The organism is Pseudoflavonifractor sp. An85, from assembly GCF_002161235.1.
Lineage (GTDB): Bacteria > Bacillota > Clostridia > Oscillospirales > Oscillospiraceae > Enterenecus.
The window spans coordinates 1-24,719 of sequence record NZ_NFHE01000012.1; the positions used below are offsets into that span (position 1 = coordinate 1).

The 24,719-nt window shown below is 59.7% G+C and carries 19 protein-coding genes; 8 read left to right on the forward strand and 11 right to left on the reverse strand.

What is annotated here, in order from left to right:
• Positions 1 to 138: 138 nt before the first annotated feature.
• From B5G37_RS07255 to dnaA, 11 genes are all read right to left on the reverse strand, one after another.
• Complete coding sequence (locus B5G37_RS07255) at positions 139 to 600, reverse strand: hypothetical protein (RefSeq protein ID WP_087255956.1); 462 nt, start codon at positions 598 to 600, stop codon at positions 139 to 141.
• Positions 601 to 761: 161 nt separating this feature from the next.
• On the reverse strand, positions 762 to 1,370 hold the full coding sequence (gene pcp, locus B5G37_RS07260; protein ID WP_087255959.1) for a pyroglutamyl-peptidase I: 609 nt from the start codon (positions 1,368 to 1,370) through the stop codon (positions 762 to 764).
• Between the two features lie 3 nt (positions 1,371 to 1,373).
• Positions 1,374 to 1,817, reverse strand: a complete 444-nt coding sequence (gene rnhA / locus B5G37_RS07265; RefSeq protein ID WP_087255963.1) for a ribonuclease HI — start codon at positions 1,815 to 1,817, stop codon at positions 1,374 to 1,376.
• 149 nt (positions 1,818 to 1,966) lie between these two features.
• Positions 1,967 to 8,740, reverse strand: coding sequence for a DUF5695 domain-containing protein (locus tag B5G37_RS07270; protein WP_087255966.1), 6,774 nt, complete (start codon positions 8,738 to 8,740; stop codon positions 1,967 to 1,969).
• Positions 8,741 to 9,081: 341 nt separating this feature from the next.
• Entirely contained in the window at positions 9,082 to 11,619 is a 2,538-nt protein-coding gene (gene gyrA, locus B5G37_RS07275) for a DNA gyrase subunit A (RefSeq protein ID WP_087255969.1), read from the reverse strand.
• Positions 11,620 to 11,632: 13 nt separating this feature from the next.
• Positions 11,633 to 13,576 (reverse strand): DNA topoisomerase (ATP-hydrolyzing) subunit B, encoded by a 1,944-nt coding sequence (gene gyrB / locus B5G37_RS07280; protein WP_087255971.1) that lies wholly within the window; start codon positions 13,574 to 13,576, stop codon positions 11,633 to 11,635.
• Between the two features lie 78 nt (positions 13,577 to 13,654).
• On the reverse strand, positions 13,655 to 13,936 hold the full coding sequence (locus tag B5G37_RS07285; RefSeq protein WP_087255972.1) for an extracellular matrix/biofilm biosynthesis regulator RemA family protein: 282 nt from the start codon (positions 13,934 to 13,936) through the stop codon (positions 13,655 to 13,657).
• Between the two features lie 6 nt (positions 13,937 to 13,942).
• Positions 13,943 to 15,052 carry a DNA replication/repair protein RecF gene (recF, locus tag B5G37_RS07290; protein ID WP_087255974.1) on the reverse strand — a complete coding sequence of 370 codons (1,110 nt, stop codon included), beginning with the start codon at positions 15,050 to 15,052 and terminating at the stop codon, positions 13,943 to 13,945.
• Complete coding sequence (locus B5G37_RS07295) at positions 15,049 to 15,264, reverse strand: RNA-binding S4 domain-containing protein (RefSeq protein WP_087255976.1); 216 nt, start codon at positions 15,262 to 15,264, stop codon at positions 15,049 to 15,051. Before B5G37_RS07295 ends, recF begins: the two co-directional genes overlap by 4 nt.
• Before the next feature lie 61 nt (positions 15,265 to 15,325).
• Positions 15,326 to 16,444 carry a DNA polymerase III subunit beta gene (gene dnaN / locus B5G37_RS07300; protein WP_087255978.1) on the reverse strand — a complete coding sequence of 373 codons (1,119 nt, stop codon included), beginning with the start codon at positions 16,442 to 16,444 and terminating at the stop codon, positions 15,326 to 15,328.
• 429 nt (positions 16,445 to 16,873) lie between these two features.
• Positions 16,874 to 18,190: a chromosomal replication initiator protein DnaA gene (dnaA, locus tag B5G37_RS07305; RefSeq protein ID WP_087255980.1), complete on the reverse strand. Its 1,317-nt coding sequence runs from the start codon at positions 18,188 to 18,190 to the stop codon at positions 16,874 to 16,876.
• Positions 18,191 to 18,757: 567 nt separating this feature from the next.
• Here dnaA and rpmH point away from each other — a divergent pair.
• The 8 genes from rpmH to B5G37_RS07345 all read left to right on the forward strand — a co-directional run bounded on the left by rpmH (position 18,758) and on the right by B5G37_RS07345 (position 24,719).
• The gene (gene rpmH / locus B5G37_RS07310; protein ID WP_087234145.1) at positions 18,758 to 18,892 is read left to right on the forward strand and encodes a 50S ribosomal protein L34; all 135 of its coding nucleotides are present in this window, start codon (positions 18,758 to 18,760) and stop codon (positions 18,890 to 18,892) included.
• Positions 18,893 to 19,013: 121 nt separating this feature from the next.
• Positions 19,014 to 19,352, forward strand: coding sequence for a ribonuclease P protein component (gene rnpA / locus B5G37_RS07315; protein WP_087255983.1), 339 nt, complete (start codon positions 19,014 to 19,016; stop codon positions 19,350 to 19,352).
• Positions 19,353 to 19,356: 4 nt separating this feature from the next.
• Positions 19,357 to 19,602, forward strand: coding sequence for a membrane protein insertion efficiency factor YidD (yidD, locus tag B5G37_RS07320; protein WP_087255985.1), 246 nt, complete (start codon positions 19,357 to 19,359; stop codon positions 19,600 to 19,602).
• Between the two features lie 3 nt (positions 19,603 to 19,605).
• Positions 19,606 to 20,919 (forward strand): membrane protein insertase YidC, encoded by a 1,314-nt coding sequence (gene yidC / locus B5G37_RS07325; RefSeq protein ID WP_087255987.1) that lies wholly within the window; start codon positions 19,606 to 19,608, stop codon positions 20,917 to 20,919.
• Positions 20,920 to 20,936: 17 nt separating this feature from the next.
• Positions 20,937 to 21,698 (forward strand): RNA-binding cell elongation regulator Jag/EloR, encoded by a 762-nt coding sequence (gene jag / locus B5G37_RS07330; protein ID WP_087255989.1) that lies wholly within the window; start codon positions 20,937 to 20,939, stop codon positions 21,696 to 21,698.
• A gap of 614 nt (positions 21,699 to 22,312) precedes the next feature.
• A complete protein-coding gene (locus B5G37_RS07335) occupies positions 22,313 to 23,653 on the forward strand; it encodes an aminotransferase class V-fold PLP-dependent enzyme (RefSeq protein WP_087255991.1) in 1,341 nt (446 codons plus the stop codon).
• The gene (locus tag B5G37_RS07340) at positions 23,650 to 23,973 is read left to right on the forward strand and encodes a cyclic-di-AMP receptor (protein ID WP_087255994.1); all 324 of its coding nucleotides are present in this window, start codon (positions 23,650 to 23,652) and stop codon (positions 23,971 to 23,973) included. Before B5G37_RS07335 ends, B5G37_RS07340 begins: the two co-directional genes overlap by 4 nt.
• The gene (locus tag B5G37_RS07345; RefSeq protein WP_087255996.1) at positions 23,973 to 24,719 is read left to right on the forward strand and encodes a hypothetical protein; all 747 of its coding nucleotides are present in this window, start codon (positions 23,973 to 23,975) and stop codon (positions 24,717 to 24,719) included. The genes B5G37_RS07340 and B5G37_RS07345 overlap by 1 nt, the downstream gene beginning before the upstream one ends.

The following is a 24,719-nucleotide window of genomic DNA, read 5'->3' on the forward strand; positions in this document are numbered from 1 at the left end:
TCTCGTATAATCTTGATCTTTTCTTCTACACCTAACTTTTGCTTCCTTGGCATGACAATGCTCCCTCCATGATTGACAGTGTTTTATTTCACTGTCTCTCATAGAGGGAGCATATCAATGTGCCCCGGGCCTTGCTTTTTATTCAACGATGGATTTTGCTCCCAGGTCCAGCTGCTTCTGGACGATTTGTGCCATCTTCTCCCCACCATAGCCGTTGGGAAGATACTGGAATAAATGATCTCCTGTGCGCATCCACACACCATCTTCCTTCAGCCAAATGCTGGTCTGATAGTAGATGATGCCATCCTCTGGCACAGAAATGTACATCACTGCGTCCGGGTCTGACGTAGGCATCAGGGACTCCTCCATCCGCTCGGCATCAATGAGTCCGAAGATCACGGTCTGCGTTTCGTCGTGGTTGAGAATCTCAGACTGGGTAAAATCCACGGCATTACCGCCCTTGGGCACCCCAATGACCACCTGGTAATCCGGCGGCTCGTCGGGCCGGGTGAGAAAATACACATTCCCTGCCGCCAGCGCCACCGCCACCACCGCCAGAATGGCAATGATCACCTGATATACTCTCTTGTTCTCCTCCATAATGCTCGCCTCCTCCTCACAAAGATGATCTGGTATCCTCATTCTACCCCAGCCTTTGCGGGAAAAAAAGTCTGGCCCGGTGTCTTCATTTATGATATGATGAGAAAAGAGAGTTCTGACACACAACAGGCCCGGAGCACACGCTCCGGGCCTTGTTTTGCTTATTTGGATGCTGCCAGCACTTCCAATCCCGCTGTTATCCCCCGCAGGGCCAGTTCCAGCCCCATGCTGGGCTTGTCCGGCTTGTCCAGCACCTGCTGGGGCAAGTACGGGATGTGGATGAAACCGCTCTTGGCTGTGGGCTTATATTGGGCCAGGTAATGGGCCACCCCATACATCACATGGTTGCATACATAGGTGCCCGCGCTGTTGGAGATGGCCGCCGGCACGCCCGCTCCCCGCATCCCCTCCACCATCTTCTCAAGCGGGAGCGTGGACAGGTAGGCATCGGGGCCCCCTTCCACAATGGGCACATTCCGGGGCTGCTGCCCCTCATTGTCAGGGATGGAGAAGTCGTCCACATTCACCGCAACCCGCTCCACGGTGACGGCGCAGCGGCCCCCCGCCTGACCCACACATACCACCGCGTCCGGCCCGATTTTCTCAATGGCCTGTAAAGCCGCCTGTAAGCCGCCAGAGGCGGTGACCGGCAGAATGGCGGTATGGATATGGGCCTCTCCGATTTGAGGCTCCAGGGCCTTTACAAGCTCCATGGAGGGGTTTGTGGTCTCGCCCCCGAAGGGCTCAAACCCGGTGACCAGGATTTCCATGGCTCATTCCCCCTTCAGCCGCTTCCACTCCCCCACCGCCAGCTCGTCACAGCGGTTGTTGTAGGGGTTGGAGGCGTGACCCTTGACCCAGTGGAGGTTGACGGTGTGTTTTTCGCACAGGCCCAGCAAAATCTCCCACAAATCGGAGTTGAGGGCGGGCTTTTTGTCCGCCTTCACCCAGCCCCGGGCCTTCCAGCCTTTGGCCCACCCCTTTTGCAGGGCGTCGATGACGTACTTGGAGTCGGAGTACAACTCCACGATGCAGGGTTCGGTGAGGGCCTGGAGCCCCCGGATGACTCCGGTTAATTCCATGCGGTTGTTGGTGGTGTTGCGCTCCCCGCCGGAGAGCTCCTTTTTGTGGGGCCCATACATCAAAATACACCCCCAGCCCCCGGGGCCGGGATTGCCGGAACAAGCTCCATCGGTATATAACGTGACCGTTTTCATCGGTGTTTCCCCCATATGCTTGACAGAATGGTACAATCAGCGGGATTGTATCAAAATTTCTCCCCCCTGTCAATGACAGGCCCCATCAGACAAAATTCCCGCCGCAGCCTTTTGCCGCGGCGGGAATTTTTATGCGGGAAATGTGTGGATTAGAAGCGCAGCTTGCGGCGGAGCACCACAGCGCCCACGCACATGGCAGCTGCCACCAACAGAATCACCACATACAGGGTCAGGTTATTCTGGTCCCCGGTGTCCGTGATGGGCTCGTCATCCTGGTCGCCGGTCTGGGTATCGTCATCGGTGTCGTTGACCTTCTCCAGACGGTCCATGGCACCCTGGAGGGCGTCTGCCAGGGCATCCACCACATCCTGGGTCACATCAAGCTGGTTGGCTGCTTTAATGGCATCCTGGAGGACGTCTTGCAGCATAGCCCAGCTCTCGGCGGTGTAATCGGCTTCCTTCAGGCTCTGGGCCTTGGCAATGAGCTGACGCAGCTGGGAAAGATCCACGTCCGCCCGCACCTTCTCCAGGCCGTCTGCAGCGGCCTGCAGGGCATCCCGGGCCTGATCCACCTCAGCCTGGGTGGCGCTGGCATCCTGATACACCAGATAGGCGTCCTGGAGGGCCTGGGCAAACACAGCCCAAGTCTCGGCGGTGTAGTCCACCTGGGCGTAAGCGCCCACCTCATCCAGCAGGGCCTTCAGCTGGGTCTTGTCGGCCTGGTCTACAGGAGGCTGCTCCACCTGCTCCAAGGCACCCTTGGCCTCGTTGAGGGCGGCGGTGGCGGCATCCACCTCAGCCTGGGTGGCTTTCTCGTTCTCGGCCACAGCCTTGGCATTGGCCAGAGCACGGGCGAAGGTGGCCCAAGTCTCGGCGGTGTAGTCCTCTTCCTGGAGCTTCTCGGCCTCGGCGATGGCGGCGTTCAGCGCATCCTTCACCACAGGCTTCTCCTCCAGGGCATTCTTGGCATCAGCCAGGGCCTGATAGGCCTCGTCCACCTGGGTCTGGGTGGCGGTGTCGTCGGCCATAACAGCCTGGGCATCCGCCAGAGCGGTCTGGAGGGCCGCCCAGCTCTCAGCGGTGTAATCCGCCTCGTTCAGGGCCAGAACCTCGTTGATCAGAGCTTCCAGCTGGGTCTTGTCGGCGGTCTCAGGCTCTTCCACATACACCGAGCCGTTGACCTGCCACTCGATGACGCCCACACCGCTGGCGGGATCCCCGGCCACGTTGAACTGGGGCTCCATCTCCATGCGCAAGGCGGTGGTGACGATGCCGCCCAGGTTGGTGGTGTTGTACTGGTTGGCCTCACAGCCGGGGGTGACGCCGGTGATGTCCACCCACTGGCCATTCTCGTCCAGGTACTGGAAGGTCACAGACTCGGGCATGCGGATGCCGCCGCCGTCGGTGAAGTAGTACACGCTGGTGCTGTCCAGAACCATGGGCTGGTCCCAGGTGTAGGTCAGCCAGGCGTTTTGGATGTTGCCATCCCCGTCATAGCGGTGGTTCCAGTTGTGCCAGGTACCGTGATCCCGGTCCCCGGAGCTGGTGGGCTCATAGCCATCGTTGAGGGTGGCCAGACCGCCCAGGTCGTTGACGTAGTCGCAGATGCCGTCGACAGTGGCATCCAGAGCAATGTTGCCGCTCTCGGCGGGCTTCTGCTCCAGGCCCTTCCAGGCCGTGCGCAGATCGTTCATGGCTTTCTGGATCTCCTCACCGTCCTGGGATCCCTTGTCCACCACGGCCTGAGCGGCCGTCAAGGCCTGCTGGAACACGGCCCAGCTCTCGGCGGTGTACAGGCTCTCGTCCTCGCCCTCAACCTGGGCGAGGAGGTCCTTCAGATCATCCAAGGTGGGCAGCTGAGGCTCGGTCTGCTCGCTGTACACCTTCCACTCCATGATGCCCACGCCGTTGCCGTCGTTGTTCTGCTTCATCATGGTGATGCGGATGGAGGTGGTGCTGACGGGGTCAAAAGTGGTGTTGTTGTATCCGTCCATGTTGGTGGTGTAGGCGGAGGGGTTTTCTACCTTCTGCCAGTTGCCATTGCTGTCCAGATACTCGTAGTAGTACTCCTTGGGGGCTTTGATGCCGCCGCTGGTGGGATCGCCCTGGGTGCCGTCATACCAGAAGTAGATGTCGGCGCCGGTGAGGGTGATGGGGGCGTTCCAGGTATAGGTCACGGTCTCATAGGCACTGGAGTTGCCCCAGGAGCCATAGCGGGGACCGGCGGGGTTAAAGGAGTTGGCAGGAATCTTGCCGTCGTTGACGGCCTCCACTTTCTCCCAACCGGAGACGTAGCTGGTGGATACGGAGGCGGAGTAGGCCATGTTGCCGTCAGCGGTGGGCAGAGCGGCAATGGCAGCGGCCAGCTGACCAGCCATGGCGTCCACCTGCTCCTGGGTGGCCTCTCGGTTGTCCAGCAGCTCCTCGGCCTGGGCCACCAGAGCCTCAAAGTCGGCCAGTTCCTGCTCGGTCAGGTCGAACAGGTCCAGGTTCAGGCCGTTGGCCTGATCCACCACACGGCGCAGCTGTACCTTGTCCACCACGCCGTCGGCGTAGCCCATGACCTGCCACTCAATGACGCCGCAGCCCTTGGTCTTGGGGTTCATCCACATGCGGATGGCAGTGGTGGTGACGGGGTCAAAGGTGGTCACGTTGTACTGGTTCAAGGCATTGCCGCAACCCTGAGCGTTGACCACAGGCCGCCAATCGCCGTTGGCGTCCAGATACTCGTACCACACCTCCGCGGGGACAAAGTTGCCGTCGGTATAGTAGTAGGCGTTGGACTGATAGATGGTCACTTCGGAATCCCAGTCATACTGGACCCAGGCGGTGCCGTTCTGATCGCCCAGCCAGTTGTGCCACACGCCGTGGCTGGTGTCCCGGGAGCTGACTGGATCATAGCCGTCGTTGAGGCCGGCCACGCCACCCAGATCCTGGGGGGTATTGATGATGGCGGAGGGGATGCCGATGAGGGCCACGTTCTGAGCGGTGCCTTCCACCACCATGACGTTGACTTCCACCTTCAGGCTAGCATCATCCTGGGCCACACCGGAGACGGTGAATTCGCCCTTCTGGGCGTAGGAATCCTCGCTCACTGCATCCCAAGTGATAGAATGCTCAGCCTGGTTGCCCTCCCCGTCGATCAGGGTCATGGTCTTGGGCAGCTCAGGGGCAGTACCCACGCTGGTGAGCACGGTACCGGCCCGCTCCACGCCGTCCACCTTACCGGTCATCTCCACGGTGATATCCTTAGTGGAGGACACGTCCCCATCATAGCTGGTGGAGGAGGGGTCGGTGACGGTCAGGCGCAGGGTGTAGGTGCCGGGGGCATAGGCCTTCATCATGGCCTGGGGCTGGTGGGCATTGGCCAGCACGGCGTTGCCGCCCTCGGGCTGGGAAACCACGCTCCACTGGTGCTTCAACTCGTTGTTGTACACGGAGTCTCCGGTGGCGGAGCCTTCCAGCTCGGCCACGGTGGTGTTGGTGGGATGCTGCACGGCGGAAATCTCATCAATCACCGGGGCCGTCTTTTCGGGGGCCTCTCCCACCGGGATGTCCACGGTGGTCTCGGCAGACAGCTCTCCGTCTCTGACGGAGAGCTTCACGGTGTACACGCCGTCCAGGTTGGCGGTCACTTCTGCATAGGGGTCATCGGTGGCGGAGAAGGTCAGCTCGCCGCCCTGGGGAGCCTTGGTGACCTCCCAGTTGTAGGTCAGGGTGCCGTTGGGAGCGCCGTCATCGTACACGGTGGACTCCACGCGGAAAGGCACCAGAGCCTGAGGCTCTTCTTCCACATCCACAGACTCGATGACAGGGGCGGTGTTCTTGCCGTCGTCCATCTTCTGAATAGTCACCTCAGCGGTGGCTCCCTCGGAAATGTTGGCGTAGGCAATGCCATGGTTGCCCGTGACGTAGCACTGGCCGCTGTCCTGGCCGTTGACCTGGATGGAGTAATAGCCGTCGGTAACGCCAGCGCCGCTGAGCTCGATGGTGAGCATGTGCTGGGTACCGGTGGTGTTGTTCACGTTCAGGTTAAAGTAGGTGCCGGTGCCGTCCAGAACTGCGGTGGTGCAGGCGTCCTGTACCAGCTCCACGTACACCTTCTCGTCAATCAAGTTGATGCGCTTACCGATGCCATCGGTGGGGGTGATGGTGTAGCGGGTGCCGCTCTTGGACACTTCCGCACCGTAGCCGTAGAGGCCGAAAATGGGGTCGGTGGTGATGTCAGCGCTGATGCTCAGCAGAGAGCCATACAGGCCTTCTTCACTCTCACCGGAGAAATCGTTCCAGCCGTTGTTCATAATGCGGCTGCCGCCGTCGTTGACGTTCTGAGCGCCGTAGCCGCCCTTGGACATGGTGTAGCGCCAGCTGACGCTGCCCACGCTCTGGTCGGAAATCTGGCCCATGTTCACGGCGTTGAAGTTGGACAGCTTGGCAGCGTAGTTGAGCCGGGCCGCCCAGGCGGAGGAATCGGTATCCCAGCCGTTATTCTCATAGCGCAGCCAGTCATCCATGATGTAACCAGCCAGAGAAGCGGTGTACTGGAAGTTCCACCAGCTCTCACCGCCACGGAACACGGGGTCGGCATACTGGTACCAGGTGGGCTGAATGCCGCGCATGGCGCGGGTCTTCCACTCGGCCTTCTCCATGTTCTCCAGAGCGGCGGCGGCTACGCCCTCCTTGTCGGGATAGTACTCCCGCAGGGCCTTGGCGGCGGCGTAAGCGCCCTCTTCGCCGGTGTTATCGTACTCAAACTCGGAGCCGTAGGGGTACTGGGCCTGGGCCATGTTGGTGCCCTTGCCCAGAGCAAACTGTTCTTGCAGGGCGTCGGCCTCCTCATCCATGCCCTCGGTGCGCAACGCCTCGATCATGTCGGGGATCTGCTGCTCGCCGTAGAAGCCGATGGCACCGGTGTCCACCCGGTTGAGGTAGATACCAGCGGCCTTCTCCAGGTACCACTGGGCATCCTCCCGATAGTCAATGAGGTCGGGGTAGGCCTTGACGATGCGGTACATGTTGAAGAATCCGGTGGCCTCCATCACCTCGGAGAAGGTACGGGTGTAGGGAGAGGCGGAGTCACTGTAAATGCCCGATCCGCTGAGGTAGTTGGCCACGGTATAGGTGTCCTGGGTGTACTTCATGTAGTTGTTCCACATAAAGTCGATGAAGTAGGTCTCCATGGACTCCACCTCTTTGGGGTCGGGATCCAGGTAGTTCTTCATGGCCATGAAGTTGATATTGTCATGGCTCCAGTCATCGCCCCAGTGGGTCTGCTGGGTGGGGTCGATGCTCTCAGTGGAGATATACCAGTCACTATAAATGCCGTAGGTGGGGCTGTTGGGATCGGTGTCCTGGGTCTTGTCCACCATGAAGTCGGAGTGGGCGTTAATGATCTCGTCCAGCTCCTCCAGCACGTTGAACTCGTACTGGGTGAACTTGCGCTCCCCGTCTGCAGTGGTGTACTCCACCCGGACGCTGTTGTTGCCGATGCAGCCAAACTTCAGCTCATAGATGTGGTGGGTCTCCCCGTCCACTACCTTGGTCTCCACCAGGGTGGCGGAATCCGCATCCACGCCGGCGCAATCCACAGCCTTGTTGTTGTTCACCAACCCTTCCGTCTGCTGGGGGATGTGGGCCTCGTCAAAGGGGTCGTTTTCATGGACGCACTGGACATCCACCTCCACGTCCTTGACCAGATCCTCGTCGTAGTGCAGGTCCAGCTTGGTGGTCATGTTAATGGCGGTCTGGAAGCCAGGCACCGCCACAGCGTCAATGAGGCCCTCGTTGTACAGGATGGAGCGCATGTTGTTCTCTCGCTCCTCCACGGAGTTGGAGGCATTGTTGTGGTCCTCGGCGCTGGTCTGGGGGTCGTTGTCTCCGGCCCGGACGGCGGAGAACTTGAACTGATAGGTCTGGCTCTCACCGGGCTCCAGTACCAGGCTGGTGGCGTCGGTATAGTAGCCGCGGCCGGTCTCCTGAATGTCCTTGGAGTGGATGTAGTACACACTCAGGCCGGGGAACCAGCCGCCGGTGTCGCTGGTCCAGTTCTGGTACAGCTCCCCGGACCGGGTGCCCACCACGCCGTTGATGGTGCCGGTCCACTGGTCGATGTACTCGATGCGGGCGCCGGTCTCCACCACAGGGGTGAACAGCATGTAGTTGCCCTCGCCGCTGCACCGGATGGCATAGGCGTAGCCGCTGTCCGCACCGGCAAAGGTGTGCACGGTGACGCGGTTGTTATAGGTGTCGTCGATGGTGGCATACTTGTTGTTCCAGGGCATGGGCAGGCCCACGTCGCCGAACTCAATGTACTCATCGCTGGTGTTTTCCAGGGTGATGGACCACAGCAGAGAGCCATCCTCGGTGTTCATATTGTAGTTGGAAGTAACATCGAACCCCTTCATGGTGCGCTCGTCGGTGGAGTCCAGGTTCTGGCCCTTGATGGTAACTTCCACCTCTTTGTCGCTGATGACATCCTTGTCGATGTAGGGGTTGTTCTCCAGATTCTCGGAGGCGTTGGAATAGGTGGTGGAGCCGCCAGCGGCCAGGGTCTTGTTGGTGTCCACCTCCACAAAGCCCGAGTTGTCCTCGGGGAAGGTTCCATCCTCACTGGTACGATAGGAGAAAATCATCTCGCCCATCCACTGGTGGGCCTCATTGTTCTGCTGAGCCGTGTCGTTGGGCAGAACAAAGTTAACATCCTCACCATAGCTGTTGGTGCGGTTGTTGTTGATGGTCAGCAGTGAGATCTGACCCAGATCGCCGATCTCCGCCGTCAGGCTCTTGTTGGAGATGCGGTCATCCGTGGCCGGCTCTTCAGCCTTGACCTCCACCGGCAACACCGCCACCATGGACAGCACCATGGAGGCAGACAATGCCATTGGGACAATTCTTTTTCGGAACAATTCTCCCTTTTTGATCATGTGTTCCCTTCCTTTCCTTTCCGTTTGTATTTGGCCATACGCCCCTGGGGCGTATCACACACCGGGTCGCGCGCTTGCCTCGTCTCTTGATGTACCACCTGCCCATTCTCAAGTTTTTTCCATTCTATCATGAGATTCATATAATTTCAATTATTTTTAAAACGTTTAATAAGTACATAATGCACAATATATTTGTATGTTTTCTATTTAAGGTGTTAAATCAATAGGTTTCGCATGCCCCCATTTATACACTTTCACCGTAAATCGTTTCACTTTTTTGTTCATAAAAAAATAACGGAAAACCGCAGATTTTGCGGTTTTCCGTTATTTTTAAAATACTATTATTCAGCTTCCACAGCTTCCACAGAGTTTTCCACAGTTGTTGAAGTGTCAGTATCCGGGGTGTTCTCCTCGGGCGCCTTGTCGGCCAAGGCCAGGGCGATGACCTGGTCTCCCTCCTCCTTGAAGCGCATGACGATGACGCCCTGGGTGGAGCGGCCAGCCAGACGGATGCCGTCCACGTCGGTACGGATGAGGGTGCCGGACTGGGTGACCAGAATCAGGTCCTCGCTGCCGTCCACCACCTTAATGCCCACCACAGGGCCGGTCTTGTCGGTGACCATGTAGTTGCGGATGCCCAGACCGCCACGGTTGGTGATCCGGTACTCCTCCACGGCGGTGCGCTTGCCGTAGCCGTTCTGGGTGATGGAGAGAACCGCCTTGCCGGGGGTGGCCCGGGCAGCGCCCACCACGTAGTCCCCTTCCTTTAGGCGGATGCCCCGCACGCCCACGGCGGTGCGGCCCATGACACGCACGTCGGTCTCGGCAAAGCAGATGGCCTGGCCGTCATGGGTGGCAATGAGGATGTTTCTCGTGCCGTCGGTCTCCCGCACGGTAATGAGTTCGTCCCCTTCCTCCAGGGTAATGACCCGCAGGCCGTTGTTGCGCAGGTTGCGCAGGGCGTCCATGGCGATGCGCTTCACCGTGCCGTTGCGGGTCATCATCACCAGATAGCGGTCCTGGGCGGTGAGGTCCCGGGTATGGATCATCTCGGTGACCCGCTCGTCCCCGTCCACCTGGAGCACGTTGACAATGTTGGTGCCCCGGGCGGTGCGGCCCGCCTCGGTGATCTGATAGCCCTTCTTGCGGAACACCCGGCCCTTGTCGGTGAAGAACAAAATCCAGTCGTGGGTGGAGGCGGTGAACACGGTGTTCACGTAGTCCTCCTCCCGGGTGGCCATGCCCTTCTTACCCATACCGCCCTTGCCCTGGGCGGCGTACTCGCTGGCGGAGGTGCGCTTGATGTAGCCGTTGGCAGTCATGGTGAACACGCACTGCTCCTCCACGATCAGGTCCTCAATGTCCAGGTCGTCCTCGGCAAAGCCGATCTCGGTGCGGCGCTCGTCGCCGTACTTGTCCCGGATCTGGATGAGCTCCTCTTTCAGCACGCCCCGCAGCATGGTCTCGTCGGAGAGCAGCTGGTTGTAGTAGGCGATGCGGGCCTGCAGCTCGTCGAACTCCGCCTGCAGCTTCTCCCGGTCCAGACCCTGCAGAGCCTTCAGGCGCATGTCCAGAATGGCCTGGGCCTGTACGTCGTCCAGCCCGAAGCGCTCCATCAACTTCTCCTTGGCGTCGTCGTAGCTGGAACGGATGATGTGAATGACCTCGTCGATGTTGTCCTGGGCGATGAGCAGGCCACGCAGCAGGTGAGCCCGCTCCTGGGCCTTCTTCAAATCGTACTGGGTACGCCGGGTGAGCACATCCTCCTGGAAGGAAATGTACTCGTCCAGAATCTGGCGCAGGGTGAGAATCTTGGGCTGCTTTTGGTTGTTCACCAGAGCCAGCAGCACCACGCCGAAGGTGGTCTGCATCTGGGTCTGGGCAAACAGCCGGTTCAGGGTCACCTGGGGGTTGGCGTCCTTTTTCAGCTCAATGACAATGCGCATGCCCTTCTTGCCGTCGGACTCGTCCCGCAGGCCGGAAATGCCCTCCAGGCGCTTGTCCTTCACCTGCTCGGCAATGTTCTCCACCAGACGGGACTTGTTGACCTGGTAGGGCAGCTCGGTGACGATGATGCGGGTGCGGCCGTTGCCGAACTCCTCCATCTCGGTGCGAGCCCGCACCTTCAGGTGGCCCTTACCGGTGGCATAGGCGGCCCGGATACCGGCACGGCCCATGATGATGCCCCGGGTGGGGAAGTCGGGGCCCTTGATGTGCTCCATCAGATCGTCCAGGGTGGCGTGCTCATTGTCCAGCACGCAGATGGTGGCGTCAATGACCTCCCGCAGATTGTGGGGCGGGATGTTGGTGGTCATACCCACGGCGATGCCGGAGGAGCCGTTGACCAGCAGGTTGGGGAAGCGAGAAGGGAGCACCTTGGGCTCTTTCAGGGACTCGTCGAAGTTGGGGTCCCAGTCCACGGTGTCCTTGTCGATGTCCCGCAGCATCTCGTTGCACATCTTGGACATGCGGGCCTCGGTGTAACGGTAGGCGGCCGGGGGGTCGCCGTCCACGGAGCCGAAGTTGCCGTGGCCGTCCACCAGGGGGTAGCGCATGGAGAAGTCCTGGGCCAGACGCACCATGGCGTCGTACACGGAGGCGTCGCCGTGGGGATGATATTTACCCAGCACGTCGCCCACGCAGGTGGCGGACTTCTTAAAGGGCTTGTCGCTGGTGAGGCCGCTCTCGTACATGGAGTACAAAATGCGGCGGTGCACCGGCTTCAAACCGTCCCGCACGTCAGGCAGGGCACGGCCCACGATGACGGACATGGCGTACTCGATGTACGCGTTCTCCATCTCGTGTTCCAAGTTGATCTCTACAATTTTCTGGTCGGGAAAGGAAATATCCCGACTCTGGTAATCTTCTTTGTTTGCCATGGATGCAATCTCCTCAATAGTCCAGGTTCATGGCCTTGTCGGCGTTGCGCTCAATGTATTCCCGACGAGGCTCCACTTTCTCGCCCATGAGCAGGGTAAAAATCTCGTCCGCCCGCACGGCGTCCTCCAGGGTGATGCGCTTGAGGGTACGGGTCTCAGGGTTCATGGTGGTCTCCCACAGCTCGTGGGGGTCCATCTCGCCCAAGCCCTTAAAGCGGCTGATGTCCACCTTGGCGTTGGGGTTGTCCCCGCGCATCTCTGCGGAAATCTGGTCTCGCTCGGGGTCGGAGAAGGCCACTCGGGTCACCTTGCCCCGGGTCAGCTTGTACAGGGGAGGCACGGCGGCGTACACATAGCCCCGGTCAATGAGGGGGCGCATGAAGCGGAAGAAGAAGGTCAAAAGCAGGGTACGGATGTGGGCGCCGTCCACGTCGGCATCGGCCATGATGACCACCTTGTGGTAGCGCAGCTTCTCCTCGTCAAACTCGTCCCCCAGACCGGCGCCCAGGGCGGTGATGACGGGGGTGAGCTTGTCGTTGCCGTACACCTTGTCCGCCCGGGCCTTCTCCACGTTGAGCATCTTGCCCCACAGGGGGAGAATGGCCTGGAAGCGGGAATCTCGGCCCTGCTTGGCAGAGCCGCCAGCGGAGTCACCCTCCACGATGTAAATTTCGGTCAAAGCGGGATCCCGCTCATAGCAGTCGGCCAGCTTGCCGGGGAGGGTGGCCCCCTCCAGGGCGTTCTTGCGGCGGATGTTTTCACGAGCCCGGCGGGCAGCCTCACGGGCCCGGTTGGCCATCATGGCCTTTTCCAGGATGGTACGGCCCACGGCGGGGTTCTCCTCCAAAAACTGCTCCAGCTTGTCGGACACCACGGCGTTGACCAGAGTGCGGATCTCGCTGTTGCCCAGCTTGGCCTTGGTCTGGCCCTCGAACTGGGCCTCAGTGAGTTTTACAGAAATGACGCAGGTCAGGCCCTCGCGGCAGTCCTCGCCGGAGACCTTGTCGTCCCCCTTCAATAGCCCCGCCTTCTTGCCGTAGGCGTTGAGCACGTTGGTGAGGGCGCGCTTGAAGCCCTCCTCGTGCATACCGCCCTCGGGGGTGTGCACGTTGTTGGCAAAGGAGACAATGACCTCGTTGTAGCTGTCGTTGTACTGCAGGGCAATCTCCGCCATGGAGTCGTCCCGGGTGCCGGACATGTAGATGACCTCATCGTGCAGGGCGGTCTTGTTCTTGTTGATGTAGGTAACAAACTCCCGGATACCGCCCTGGTAGCACATGGACTCTTCCTGCTCCTGGCCAGCGCGGCGATCGGCCATGAGAATGTGAATTCCGGCATTCAAGAAGGCCTGCTCCCGCATGCGCTTATGGAGGATCTCATAGTCGTACACGGTGTCCTCGAACATCTCGGGGTCGGGCTTGAATACCACCTCGGTGCCGGTGTGGTCGGTGGTGCCGATGACGGTCATTTCCTGGGTGATATGGCCCCGGGAAAACTTCATCTCATAGATGTTGCCGTTTTTGTGCACCCGCACTTCCAGCCACTCAGACAGGGCGTTGACCACGCTGGCGCCCACGCCGTGGAGGCCGCCGGAGACCTTGTAGCCGCCGCCGCCAAACTTACCGCCGGCGTGCAACACAGTGTACACCACTTCCAGGGCGGGCCGTCCGGTCTGGGGCTGGATGTCCACGGGGATGCCGCGGCCATTATCGGTGACCCGGATCACATCCCCATCCAAAATCTCTACGGTGATGGTGTCGCAGTACCCGGCCAGAGCCTCGTCGATGGCGTTGTCCACGATCTCGTACACCAGGTGGTGTAGGCCCGAGGACGAGGTGGAGCCGATGTACATACCCGGACGCTTGCGGACGGCTTCCAGACCTTCCAGGACCTGAATTTCCGATGCGCCGTACTCATGCTCCACGGCGGTGGGGCTGTGTTCCATATGTTCTGACATTGCTAGTTCCTCCAAAATGATATTTGGTTATGAAAAACTGTCCGAAGGACAGAAATGATACTCAAAATCCGTTCTTTTTCACTCTTCACTGGCCTTGATGCTCCAGGGGTTGGATGCGGCCCGCTTGGCTAAGGTGGCGGCGCTGAGCTGGGAGAGGAACACCACTTCCTCCTCCACCTCCGTCTCACACAAAATGAAGGCCCGGGGCAGGTCCTCCCCTGCGTAGATCACCCGGCCCTCCTCCTCCGCCCGGTCCAAAAACTTCCGGGTGCGGTGGGACCAGGTGGTGTTATCCAAGTCAAAGATGCCCACGATGTCGTCAAAGGGCACCATGATGTCTTGTCCCATGTAGAGATACAAAAGCCCTCACTCCTCCTGCAGCGCCCCTTGGCTAATGTGAAACACCTTGCCCTCCTGCAACCATTCCTCTTTCTCCACCTCGCAGCAGGTGATGAACACCTGGCCGGTGGAGATGCGGTTGAGGACAAATTCCTGCCGCCGCCGGTCCAGCTCGGAGAGCACGTCGTCCAGCAGCAGCACCGGCCATTGCCCGGTGTCCTGCCACATAATGTCCCGGGCCGCCAGCTTCAAAGCCAGGGCAGCGGTGCGGGTCTGCCCCTGGGAGGCAAAGCCCTTGGCGGATTGGCCGTTGATGGACAGTGCCAGATCGTCCTTGTGGGGCCCGGACAGGCAGCTGCGGCTTTGAATCTCCGCCCGCCGGTGGCTGTCCATGTGGTCCAGCAGCTGGTGCAAAATGACCTTTGGGGCCGCCAGAGGGTCGGTGACGGTGGACACGGTGTGGTATTGGAGCTCCAGCTTCTCCCCGCCTCCGGCACAGTCGGCATGGATGGTGGGGGCCGTCTCCTGGAGCCGGCGGACGAAATGGGCCCGATAGTGAATCAAAATGGCCCCATACTCCGCCATCTGCTGGGAAAAGGCGTCCAGCGCGTCCAGCAGCGAGGGTTTTTCGGCGCAGTCCCGCAAAATCCGGGTCTTGTGCTCCCACAGGCGGCGGTAGTTGGACAGGGCCATGGCGTACCGGGGACGCAGCTGACAGATGCAGTCGTTCAAAAACCGGCGCCGCACCCCGGCCCCCTCCCGGATGAGATGCAAGTCCTCAGGACAAAACAGCACCGAGGGCAGCAGCCCCGAAAGCTCGCCCAGGGTTTTCAGCCCCACCCCGTTGCAGGTGAACTTCCGACGCCCTCCCACGGGCAGCTGGGCGTCCAGCACCAGCTCCCGCTGACCGTTGAACAGCTTCCCCACCACGTGGGCCCGGGGCGCGCCAAACTGCACCAGTTCCCGGTGATTCCGCGCCCGGTGGGAGCCCCCGGAGGAGAGATACCCCACGGCCTCCAACAAATTGGTCTTGCCCTGGGCATTCTCCCCCACAATGACGTTGACCCCTGGGTGGAAATCAGCGTCCAGGAGGGTGTAATTGCGAAAGTGCTCTAAGGTGAGATGCTGGACGGTCATTCCACCGTCAGCTCCAGCTGGCCATCCACCTCCACCACGTCACCGGGGCGGATTTTCTTGCCCCGCATGGTACAGGTTTCGCCGTTGACCTTCACCAGACCATCCTGGACGATCTGCTTGGCCTCACCGCCGGTGGCCACGGCGTTGGCAAACTTCAAAAGTGCATCCAATTTGATGAACTCAGTGGTAATTTGAATCTTATCCTTTTGCATGGAAATACCTCCTAAGATTAGGGAGACAGTTGGAAATAAATATACACGATGCAGTGTATATTTATTCACCAGCTTTCAGCCGCACCGGCAGGATCATATACAGGAAGTTATCAGTCTCCCCCTCCTTGGGCAGCAGCAGGCAGGGCGAGGTGGGAGTGCCCAGCTCCATGCGCACCTCCTGGGCGGGGGCGGCCTTCACCGCTTCCATTAAATACCGGTTGTTGAAGCCGATCTCCAGGCCCTGGCCGTTTCCGGCGATGGGGCAGCGGTCAAAGGCGGAGCCAATGGCGGTCCGGGAGGAGATGGCCAGGGAGCCGTCCTCAAATTTGCACCGCAGGGGGCTTTTCAGCTTATCATTAATAATGAGGGAGGCGCGGTCGATGGACAACTGCAGCATGGAAGTGTCCACATGCAGGGAAATGGGGTTATTTTGGGGGATGGTCTGGCGATAATTGAGGAATTCGCCCTCCAAACGGCGGGAAACCAGCAGGGTCTGGCCCACCTGGAAGGTGACGTGCCGGTCGCCCAGGGTGACGATGATCTCCTCGTCGCTGTCGGCGCAGATGCGCTCCACTTCGGTCAAAGCGTTACCAGGAACCACAAAAGAGAAGGTATTCATGCCAAATTTACGGATAAAAGGTTCCCGACGGAGAGCCAGACGGTAGCCGTCCACCGCCACCAGAGTTAGGGTGGTGTCCTCTACTTCAAACAGAGCGCCGGTGTGGATGGGCCGGGACTCGTTGGTGCTCACGGCAAAGAGCACCTGGGAGAGCATGGACCGGAGGGCAGACTGGGTCAGAGTGACGGAACTGCCGTCGTCCACGGCGGGCAGTTCGGGGAACTCGTCGGCGGGACTTCCCATAATATCAAAAGAGGTAGGTCCACAGGTGATGTGGACGGAATTTCCCTCGGTGGAGACGGTAATGACGTCATCGGGCAGTTTGCGAATGATTTCGCCAAACAATCTTGCCGACAAAATGAGAGAACCGGGCTGGGTGACTTGAGCTTCCACCCGGGTGATGATGCCGGTTTCCAAATTGTAGCCAGACAGGCACAGACCATCTTCGGAGGCTTCCACTAAAATACCTTCCAGAGCTGAAATGGTGCTTTTGGTGGCGACAACGCGCCCTGCGATCAAAACGGCGGATTGCAAAATGGCTTTCTCACAAGAAAATTTCATGGTGTGCATCCTTTCTCGTTTCCCCGCCAAAAAAGAGAGGAAAGGTTTAAAAAATTCGTAGTAGGCAGTAGGGGCTTCGGAAGCTGTGGAAATCTCCACAACCCTTACGCGCCCAACGGGTTTGGGGTTTTGAAAACTTCCACACCATTTCCACAGCCTGAAAAGAAACTAAAGGGGGCAGGTGGACCTCCACAGCCTTCCACACCACAGTCCGCAGGATTGTGGAAAACTTGGTTGAAGTTGTGGAAGCTAAAATCTCGAACGTGTAAGCACGTTCTCGAGGGGGTTGCAGCCCGCTGCGTCGCACTCACGTTGCTCGCACGCTTGCGGGCTGAGAAGTGTATTTTCCCATGCTCATGTCCTGGGAAAATACAAAATTTCAATTCATTTTCCCGCCTGCGGGCGGAAAAACTCTGCCGAGGGCTTATGTTACCAGGCAGAATTGACGGCGTTGGTGATGTCCCGGATGATCTCGGTGAGTTCGGGCTGCTCCTTCATCATCTTCTCCACCCGGTTGATGGAGTTGAGGACTGTGGAGTGGTGACGGCCGCCGAACTGCTGGCCGATCTCCGCCAGGGACAGCTGGGTCATTTCACGAATAATATACATAGCTACATTACGGGCGGTGGTGATCTCCTTGTTCTGGCTCTGGCCCCGCAGCGCGTCGCTGTCCAGCTCGTAGAACCGGGCTACTTCCTGGATGATGGTCTCCGCGGAGGGCAAAAAGTCCTCTTTGGCCCGTAAAATGTCCCGCACGGCCCGGATGGTGTTCTCCACGTCCACTTGAGCGCCCATCAGCTCCTGGAAGGCCATGATCTTGTTGACCACGCCCTCGATTTGCCGCACGTTGGAGGTGATGTTCTCCGCCACATAGGACAATACCGGGTCGGGGAGCACGATGCCCCGTTCCAGAGACTTATTTTTCAGAATGGCCATACGGGTCTCGTAGTCCGGGGGCTGAATGTCCGCGGGCAGGCCCTGCTCAAAGCGGGTTTTCAGACGCTGCTCCAGCCGCAGCATTTCCTGGGGCGGGCGGTCGGAGGTAAATACGATCTGTTTTTTCTGCTCGTAGAGGGTATTAAAGGTGTGGAACAGCTCCTCCTCGCTGGAGTCTTTGCCGGCAATGAACTGCACGTCGTCCATCAAGAAGAGGTCCACGGTGCGGTACTTGTCCCGGAAGCCCTGCATGTCGTTGCCGTGGCGCAGGTTGGAAATGAGCTCGTTGACGAAATCCTCGCTTTTGATGTACATGATCCGGTATCCCGGGTGGTTTTCCCGCACCCGGTTGGCAATGGCGTGGAGCAAGTGGGTCTTGCCCAGGCCCGATTGGCCGTAGATAAACAGGGGGTTGTATGCCCCGCCCGGCTCGTTGGCCACCTTCACCGCCGCGGTAAAGGCGAACTTGTTGGTGGAGCCCACCACGAAGCGGTCGAAGGTGTACTCCTGGAAGGCGGGGTCTCCCGGCTGGCTGGGGCCGGCCTTGCGGTATTGGTCCCGCTCTTCGGGCAGCATCAGGGTCACCGCCACGTCAAAGGAGAACAGCTCCCGCAGCCCATCCTCCACCGACTTCAAAAAGCGGGTGCGGATGATGTTGCGCTTAAACTCGGTGGGGACACACAAAATGAGCCCGCTTTCATCCAGAGCCACCGCTTCCACATCCCCAAACCAGGTCTCAATGGACACGGCGGTCATATCTTTTTCCATCAGGGTTTTGACTTTTTCCCATACGTCAGCAGCCGATTTCATGGCGTGAGCCTCCTCAGAAAACAAGAGAGTATTTCAGCCTTCCGCACTGGGGGCGCGGAAAAACAGGCCGCTAATAGGGGAAACCAAAGTTCCGGAGCGTGTAGCGGCGCACATTCATGCACAAAATGCCGCCCAAAGGCGCAAAAAGCCATTCCCCTGGGGGTTGAGCCGAGGCTTTGGGGAAAAGCGCCAAAGCCCCGATGGCAACCACCGGGGAAAGGGAGAGCATGAGCATTGTGGATTCGTAACATGCATTATATCAAAAAAATCTCCAAAGAGCAATTCTATTTTATATTGTAGCGAAATTTTTTCAACAAAACTTCCACAAATTGCGGAATCATCGCCGGTGTTGTTGGCGGGAAATGATTCCACCACAAGATGTTGTGTCGGTGGAAAAAAAGAAAAAATATCGTAATATTTCTTGACAGCGGTGGGGTTTTTGGGTATAATTTCGTGTGCGCTATTGAGCGCATTGATTTTACCGACCGCATCCCCCTGCGGGATGTTGTGGAGGGCGGCACAGTGTAGGCGCTGTGCTTTGCCAATCTGTACAGGAGGTGTTTCCGCATGGTTCGTACCTATCAGCCCAAGAAGCGTCATCGCTCCAAGGTCCATGGTTTCCGTAAGCGCATGGCCACTGCCAACGGCCGCAAGGTTCTGGCTCGCCGTCGTGCCAAGGGCCGCGTCCGTCTCACCCACTGATGGTGGCAACAGCGGCAACATCGGAATATATGAATAAGGCTGGGGCGCGGGAGTAATCCCTCGCCCCTATCCTAATATCTGCACCATTCCGATGTTCCACCCTGATGAAGGGAGTTTTTTTGTGAAATACACGGTATCTATGAAGGAAAATCACCTGTTCCGCCGTCTATACCGCAAGGGAAATACCGCCGCCGACAGCCGTTTGGCGCTGTACGTGCGCAAAAACGGGCGGGATACCAACCGCCTGGGGCTCACCGTGTCCACGAAAGTGGGACATGCGGTGGTGCGCAATCGGCTGCGCCGCCGCCTGCGGGAAATTTACCGGCTGCATGAGCCTGAGCTGGTGCGTGGCGTGGATGTGGTGGTGGTGGCCCGGGTCCGGGCCGGTTCCAGCTATTATGGCCAGCTGGAGGAGTCCTTTTTGCGGGTGTGCCGCAAATTGAATCTGTTGGAGAAGTGATGTCATGAAGCAGATCTTGCTGTTTCTGGTGCGGTTTTACCGCAAGAACATCTCCCCTGCCCGTCCTCCCTGCTGCCGCTTTATTCCCACCTGTTCCACCTACGCCCTGGAGGCCATTGAGGTCCACGGGGCGGTGAAGGGTGGGCTTTTGTCGGTGTGGAGAATCCTTCGCTGTCACCCTTTTCACAAGGAAAAAGGCTTCATCTATGACCCCGTACCACCGAAAAAAACTCGATTGTCCAGGAGGTAACACATGGATATCTGGCAAATCCTTATGACGCCCTTTAGTTGGCTGCTGAAAAACCTGTGTATTTTGTTTGACAGCTATGGTATTGCCCTGATCGTCTTTACCCTGGTGGTAAAAATCATCCTCTTCCCCCTGTCCCTCAAGGGCAAAAAGAGCATGATCAAGACCACCATGGTCTCCAGTCAAGTCAAAGAGATCCAGCAGCGCTGCGGCAACGACCGGGAGCGCTATAACCGAGAGCTTCAGAAGTTCTATGAGGAGAACGACATCAGCCCCATGGGTGGCTGTGGTTGGTCCCTCATCCCTCTGGCCATTCTGATGCCTCTGTATGCCATCATCCGCCGCCCCCTGAAGTACCTGATGGGGCTGACCGATGCTGGCACCACCGCCGTGGCCAACGCCCTGGGCGTGGCTGGCTTCCAGGCCGGTTCCGGCTTTGGCGAGCTGACCCTGGCTGCCCAGATGAATGCCGGCAACCTGTCTGCCACCCAGCAGGCCGTCACCGCCGCGGGTCTGTCCGCAGGCGGCATGTTCGTCATCAACTTCAACTTCCTGGGGTTGGATCTGGCTCAGATTCCCTCCCTGATGTTCTGGAAGGACGGCATCACCCTCAGCGAGGTGGGGCTGTTCCTGCTGCCCATCATCTCTGCGGGCTTGTCCCTGCTGTCCATGATGGTGTCTCAGCGTACCAACCAGATGAACGCCAATCAGAACAACCAGAACGCCTCCATGCGTTCCATGATGATCGTCAGCCCCCTCATCTCTCTGTGGATCGGCTTCACCCTGCCCGCCGGTTTGTGCGTGTACTGGATTGCCAACTCCCTGTTCATGATGGTGCAGGAGGTCATCTGCGGCAAGATCCTCAAGAAGGATTACGAGGCTGCCCAGCGTGAGATGGAGGCCATGGCCCTCAAGGCCAAGGAGGCCGAAAAGGAGCGCCGCCGTCAGGCTGCCCAGCGCAAGGCCGAGGCCATTGCCTCCGGCAAGGCCAAGAAGGGCCAGCATATGCAGAAGAAGGAAAAGGGTGTGGACGTCAGCGCCAGCCGTGAGGGCATGCGCACCTATGCCCGTGGCCGTGCCTACGACCCCAACCGCTACCCCATCACCCCCTACGTGGACCCCAACCCCAGCCACCAGAGCGTGGAGGAGCCGGTGGAGGAGCAGGAGGACGTGGTGGACAAGCCCACCACCCAAGTGGTTCCCCCTGTTTCCACTCCTGTGGAGCCTGAGACCACCCAGGTCGCTGAGGTGGAGGAGCAGGCCGGGGATTACGAAGAGGCCTACGCCCCTGAAAGCGAAGATTCCAATCCCAAGGGCTAAGGAAGGAGTGCACCGTCGTGCTGAAGTTTATTGAAGTAACCGGCAAGAACGAAGACGAGGCCATTGCCAAGGGTCTGGCCCAGCTGGGTCTGGACCGGGACGATGTGTCCGTGGAGATTTTGGAGCGGGGTAAGACCGGATTTTTGGGCATCGGTTCGGTGCCCGCCAAGGTCAAGCTCACCTACGAGGCCCCCGAGGAGGAAGTGGTGGCTGAGCCCGCCGCCCCCGTGGTGGAGGAGGAGCCCCAGGCTGCCCCCGCCATGGCTGCTGTGGAGGAGACTGTGGTGGAGACTTCCACACCCGTGGAGGAAGTTGTGGAGGATGACGTGGCTCAGGCCATCATCCGTTTCCAGTCCGGCCTGTTTGCCCAGATGGGCGTGGAGGCCACGTCCCGGGTTACCCGTAACGAGGATACCTACCAGGTGGTGCTGGAGGGCGAGAACATGGGCGCCCTCATTGGCCACCGGGGCGAGACCCTGGATGCCATCCAGCAGCTCACCGGCTATGTGGTCAACCGTGGTCGCAGCCACCGGGTGCGCATCCATGTGGATGCGGAAGGGTATCGTGCCCGCCGGGAGGAGGCGCTGCAGCGTCTGGCCCACAAGACGGCTACCAAGGTGGTCAAGTACCGCCGCAACATCACTCTGGAGGCCATGAATGCCTACGAGCGGCACGTCATCCACGCCGCTCTCCAGGACGTGGCCGGTGTGAGCACCTATTCCACCGGCACCGAGCCCAACCGCCGCACCGTTGTGGCTTACGCCCCCCAGAAGCGCTGAGAGATCAACAACTTCATGGCCTGCTGTGGAAATCCACGGCAGGCCATTGTTGTACCATGATTTTTCCCTTATGCCAGGAAAACGCGCTCATTCGATTTGCTCCGCAGGGTGACTTTTGTTCGGGCAAAAGTCACCAAAACCCGCCTAGGGCGTTCCCCCCTAGGTACCTCCCTGAGGTCTCCTTGCATGGCGCTGGAGCATCCCCCACCGACGCTGAGGTATGTGGAATTGTCTGTCCTCCTTGCGCCGCTGCCGCTGAGCATTCCGTGTGGTACCACGGTGCTTCTTTGGCAACAGCGTCTGGCTTGGGAGCAAGCTGTCAGCTACCACCCATGACAGGCCCTGTGCTTCTGAGGCAAATTTTTTCTACATTGGGACAGTGAGCGGCAGCGGATATAGCGGCATAGAGTATCGGTTTATCCCAGGGCCGGTTTGGGTTGTTCCAGAGCCAAAGGGCTGCTGACCCCAGCAGGGTACCTAGGGGTGCAACCCCTAGGCGATTCTTTCCCCCATTTCTCATCGTGGAGAAATGGGGCCCAGCGGAGCGCGTCTCCCTGCCAGACTGGCAAGTCTGAAATGGTAATTGATAAAGAGTGAAAAGGAAGCGATGCTTTATGCCAACTCCCCTATATGATCGGCTGTGCATCTTAGCGCACCAGCCCCTTACCCGCCTGGACATGCCCGGCCACCACGGCCACCCCGCACCGGGACTGGAGTTCTGGCCCGCTCACCTGGACGTCACCGAACACCCCGCCACCGGCGACCTCTTTGACCCCGAGGAAGGGGACCCCATCCAGGAGGCCCAAGACCTGTGGGCCAAAGAAGTGGGCATGGACGCCTGCCTCTTCCTCACCGGCGGCTCCACCCAGGGCATCCACGCCGCCCTGGCCCTCACCGCCGGGGTGGGCAGCGAAGTGCTCCTGGACCGGGGCAGTCACCGCTCGGTGTTCAACGCCCTGGCCCTGTTGGACCTCACCCCCCACTACCTGCCCCGGCCCTGGCTGGAGGAGGAGGGGGTCACCGGCCCCATCCAGCCTCAAGACGTGGAGCGGGCGCTGCAAGAGCACCCCAATGTCAAAACAGTTTGTATTACCTCACCCACCTATTACGGTGTGTTGTCGAATTTGCCTGCCATTGCCGCGGTGTGCCACCGCCACGGAGCCAAGCTGATGGTGGACGGGGCCCATGGGGCCCACCTGCCTTTCCTGGGTTACACTGGGTATCAGAGCGCCGACGTGGTGGTGGTCTCCGCCCACAAGACCCTTTCCGCCCCGGGGCAGACCGCCCTGCTGCTGGCCCAGGGATACACCGGGGACGACCTGCGCCGGGTGGCCTCCCTCTACGGCACCTCCTCTCCCAACTATGTGATGATGGCCGCCCTGGACGTGGTGCGGGACTACCTGGAGAGGGACGGGCGGCAAGCTTACACAGAAACGGCGAAACTTGTGGAAAACTTGCGCTCTACCCACCCCGCCCTGCGCCCGGTGGGGGTGGAGCTGGACCCCACCCGACTGGTGCTGAAGTGCGGGGACGGCTATGGAGCAGCCCGCACCCTCATGGAGCGGGGCATCTATTACGAGATGGCGGACAGCGGCCATGTGGTGCTGATTTTCACCTGTGCCGACGGCCCCCAAACAGTGGCCGCCCTCACCGCCGCCCTGGAGGGTGTGGAGCTGGGAGGCAGTTCTCCTCTGCCGCCTCCTCCGCCCCCACCGCCCCAGGTGATGAGTCCCCGGCAGGCCCTGTTTGCCCCCATGGAAGGGGTGGAATGGGCGAGAGCAGAGGGGCGGGTGTGCGCCTGTCAGCTGGCCCCCTACCCGCCGGGAATCCCCGTGGTGGCCCCTGGTGAAAAAGTAGACAAAAAACATCTGGCCTATTTGGCCCAGATAGGATATAATACTGGTAGTATCCAAGTGGTCCAAAACCATTGGCCTAGTAAGGGGGAGATCCTATGAAACTGATCATTGCTATCATCAACCATGACGATGTGGGTACCGTGACCCAGAACCTGTCCAAGAAGGGATTTTCGTCCACCCGCCTGTCCACCACCGGTGGCTTTTTGATGGCGGGCAACGTGACGCTGCTCATCGGCGTGGAGGACGAGAAGGTACAGGCAGTGATGGACATCATCCGGGAATACTCCCACAGCCGCAAGCAGATCATTCCCACCGCATCCGAGATGACCTACGGTTACATTCCCACCATGCCGGTGGAGGTCACCGTGGGCGGCGCCACTGTGTTTGTGGTGGATGTGGAGCGGTTTGAGCGGCTGTGATGGAATTGCCCCAGTCTCTCTCCCACGCCTACCTCATCACCGGAGGCAGTGAGGACAGCCGCATCCAGTTGGCCCGATCGTTGGCCGCGGCTTATCTGTGTACCGGGCACCCCGTCCCCTGCGGGGTGTGCCGGCATTGCCGGAAGGTGCAAGGGGAGGTCCACCCCGACGTACAGTGGGTGACCACCCTGGGGGATAAACGAGAAATCACCGTGGATCAGGCCCGGGCTCTCCGGGCCGATCTCTATGTGACCCCCAACGAGGGGGCGCGGAAGGTGTATATTATCTCCCCCGCCGACGCTCTGAATCCAGCGGCCCAAAATGCCCTGCTGAAAAGTTTGGAGGACGGCCCTGCCTATGGGGCTTTTCTTCTGCTGGCGGAGCAGCCCGGTCGCTTGCTGGAGACGGTGAGAAGCCGGTGTGAGACCCTGGCCCTGCCGCCGGAACAGTCCCAGCCCGACCCCCAGCAGTTGGAGAAGGCCCAGGAGTTGGCCCGACTGCTGCTTACAGGCGGGGAGCTGGAGGTGGCCCAGAGGTTGACCGCAATGGAGCTGGCCAAGCCGAAAAGCGCCCAGCTGTTGGAACTTCTGTCCCTCACCGAGGGGTGTGTGGCCCAGCAGCTGTCCAACTACCCCGCCCGAGGGGCCAAGGTGCTGCAAATTTTGAAGCAGTGCCGGGAAAATGGAGTGTACAACCCCGGCGCGGGCCATGTGCTGGGGTGGGTGTGCGCCCGACTGTTCGGCTGA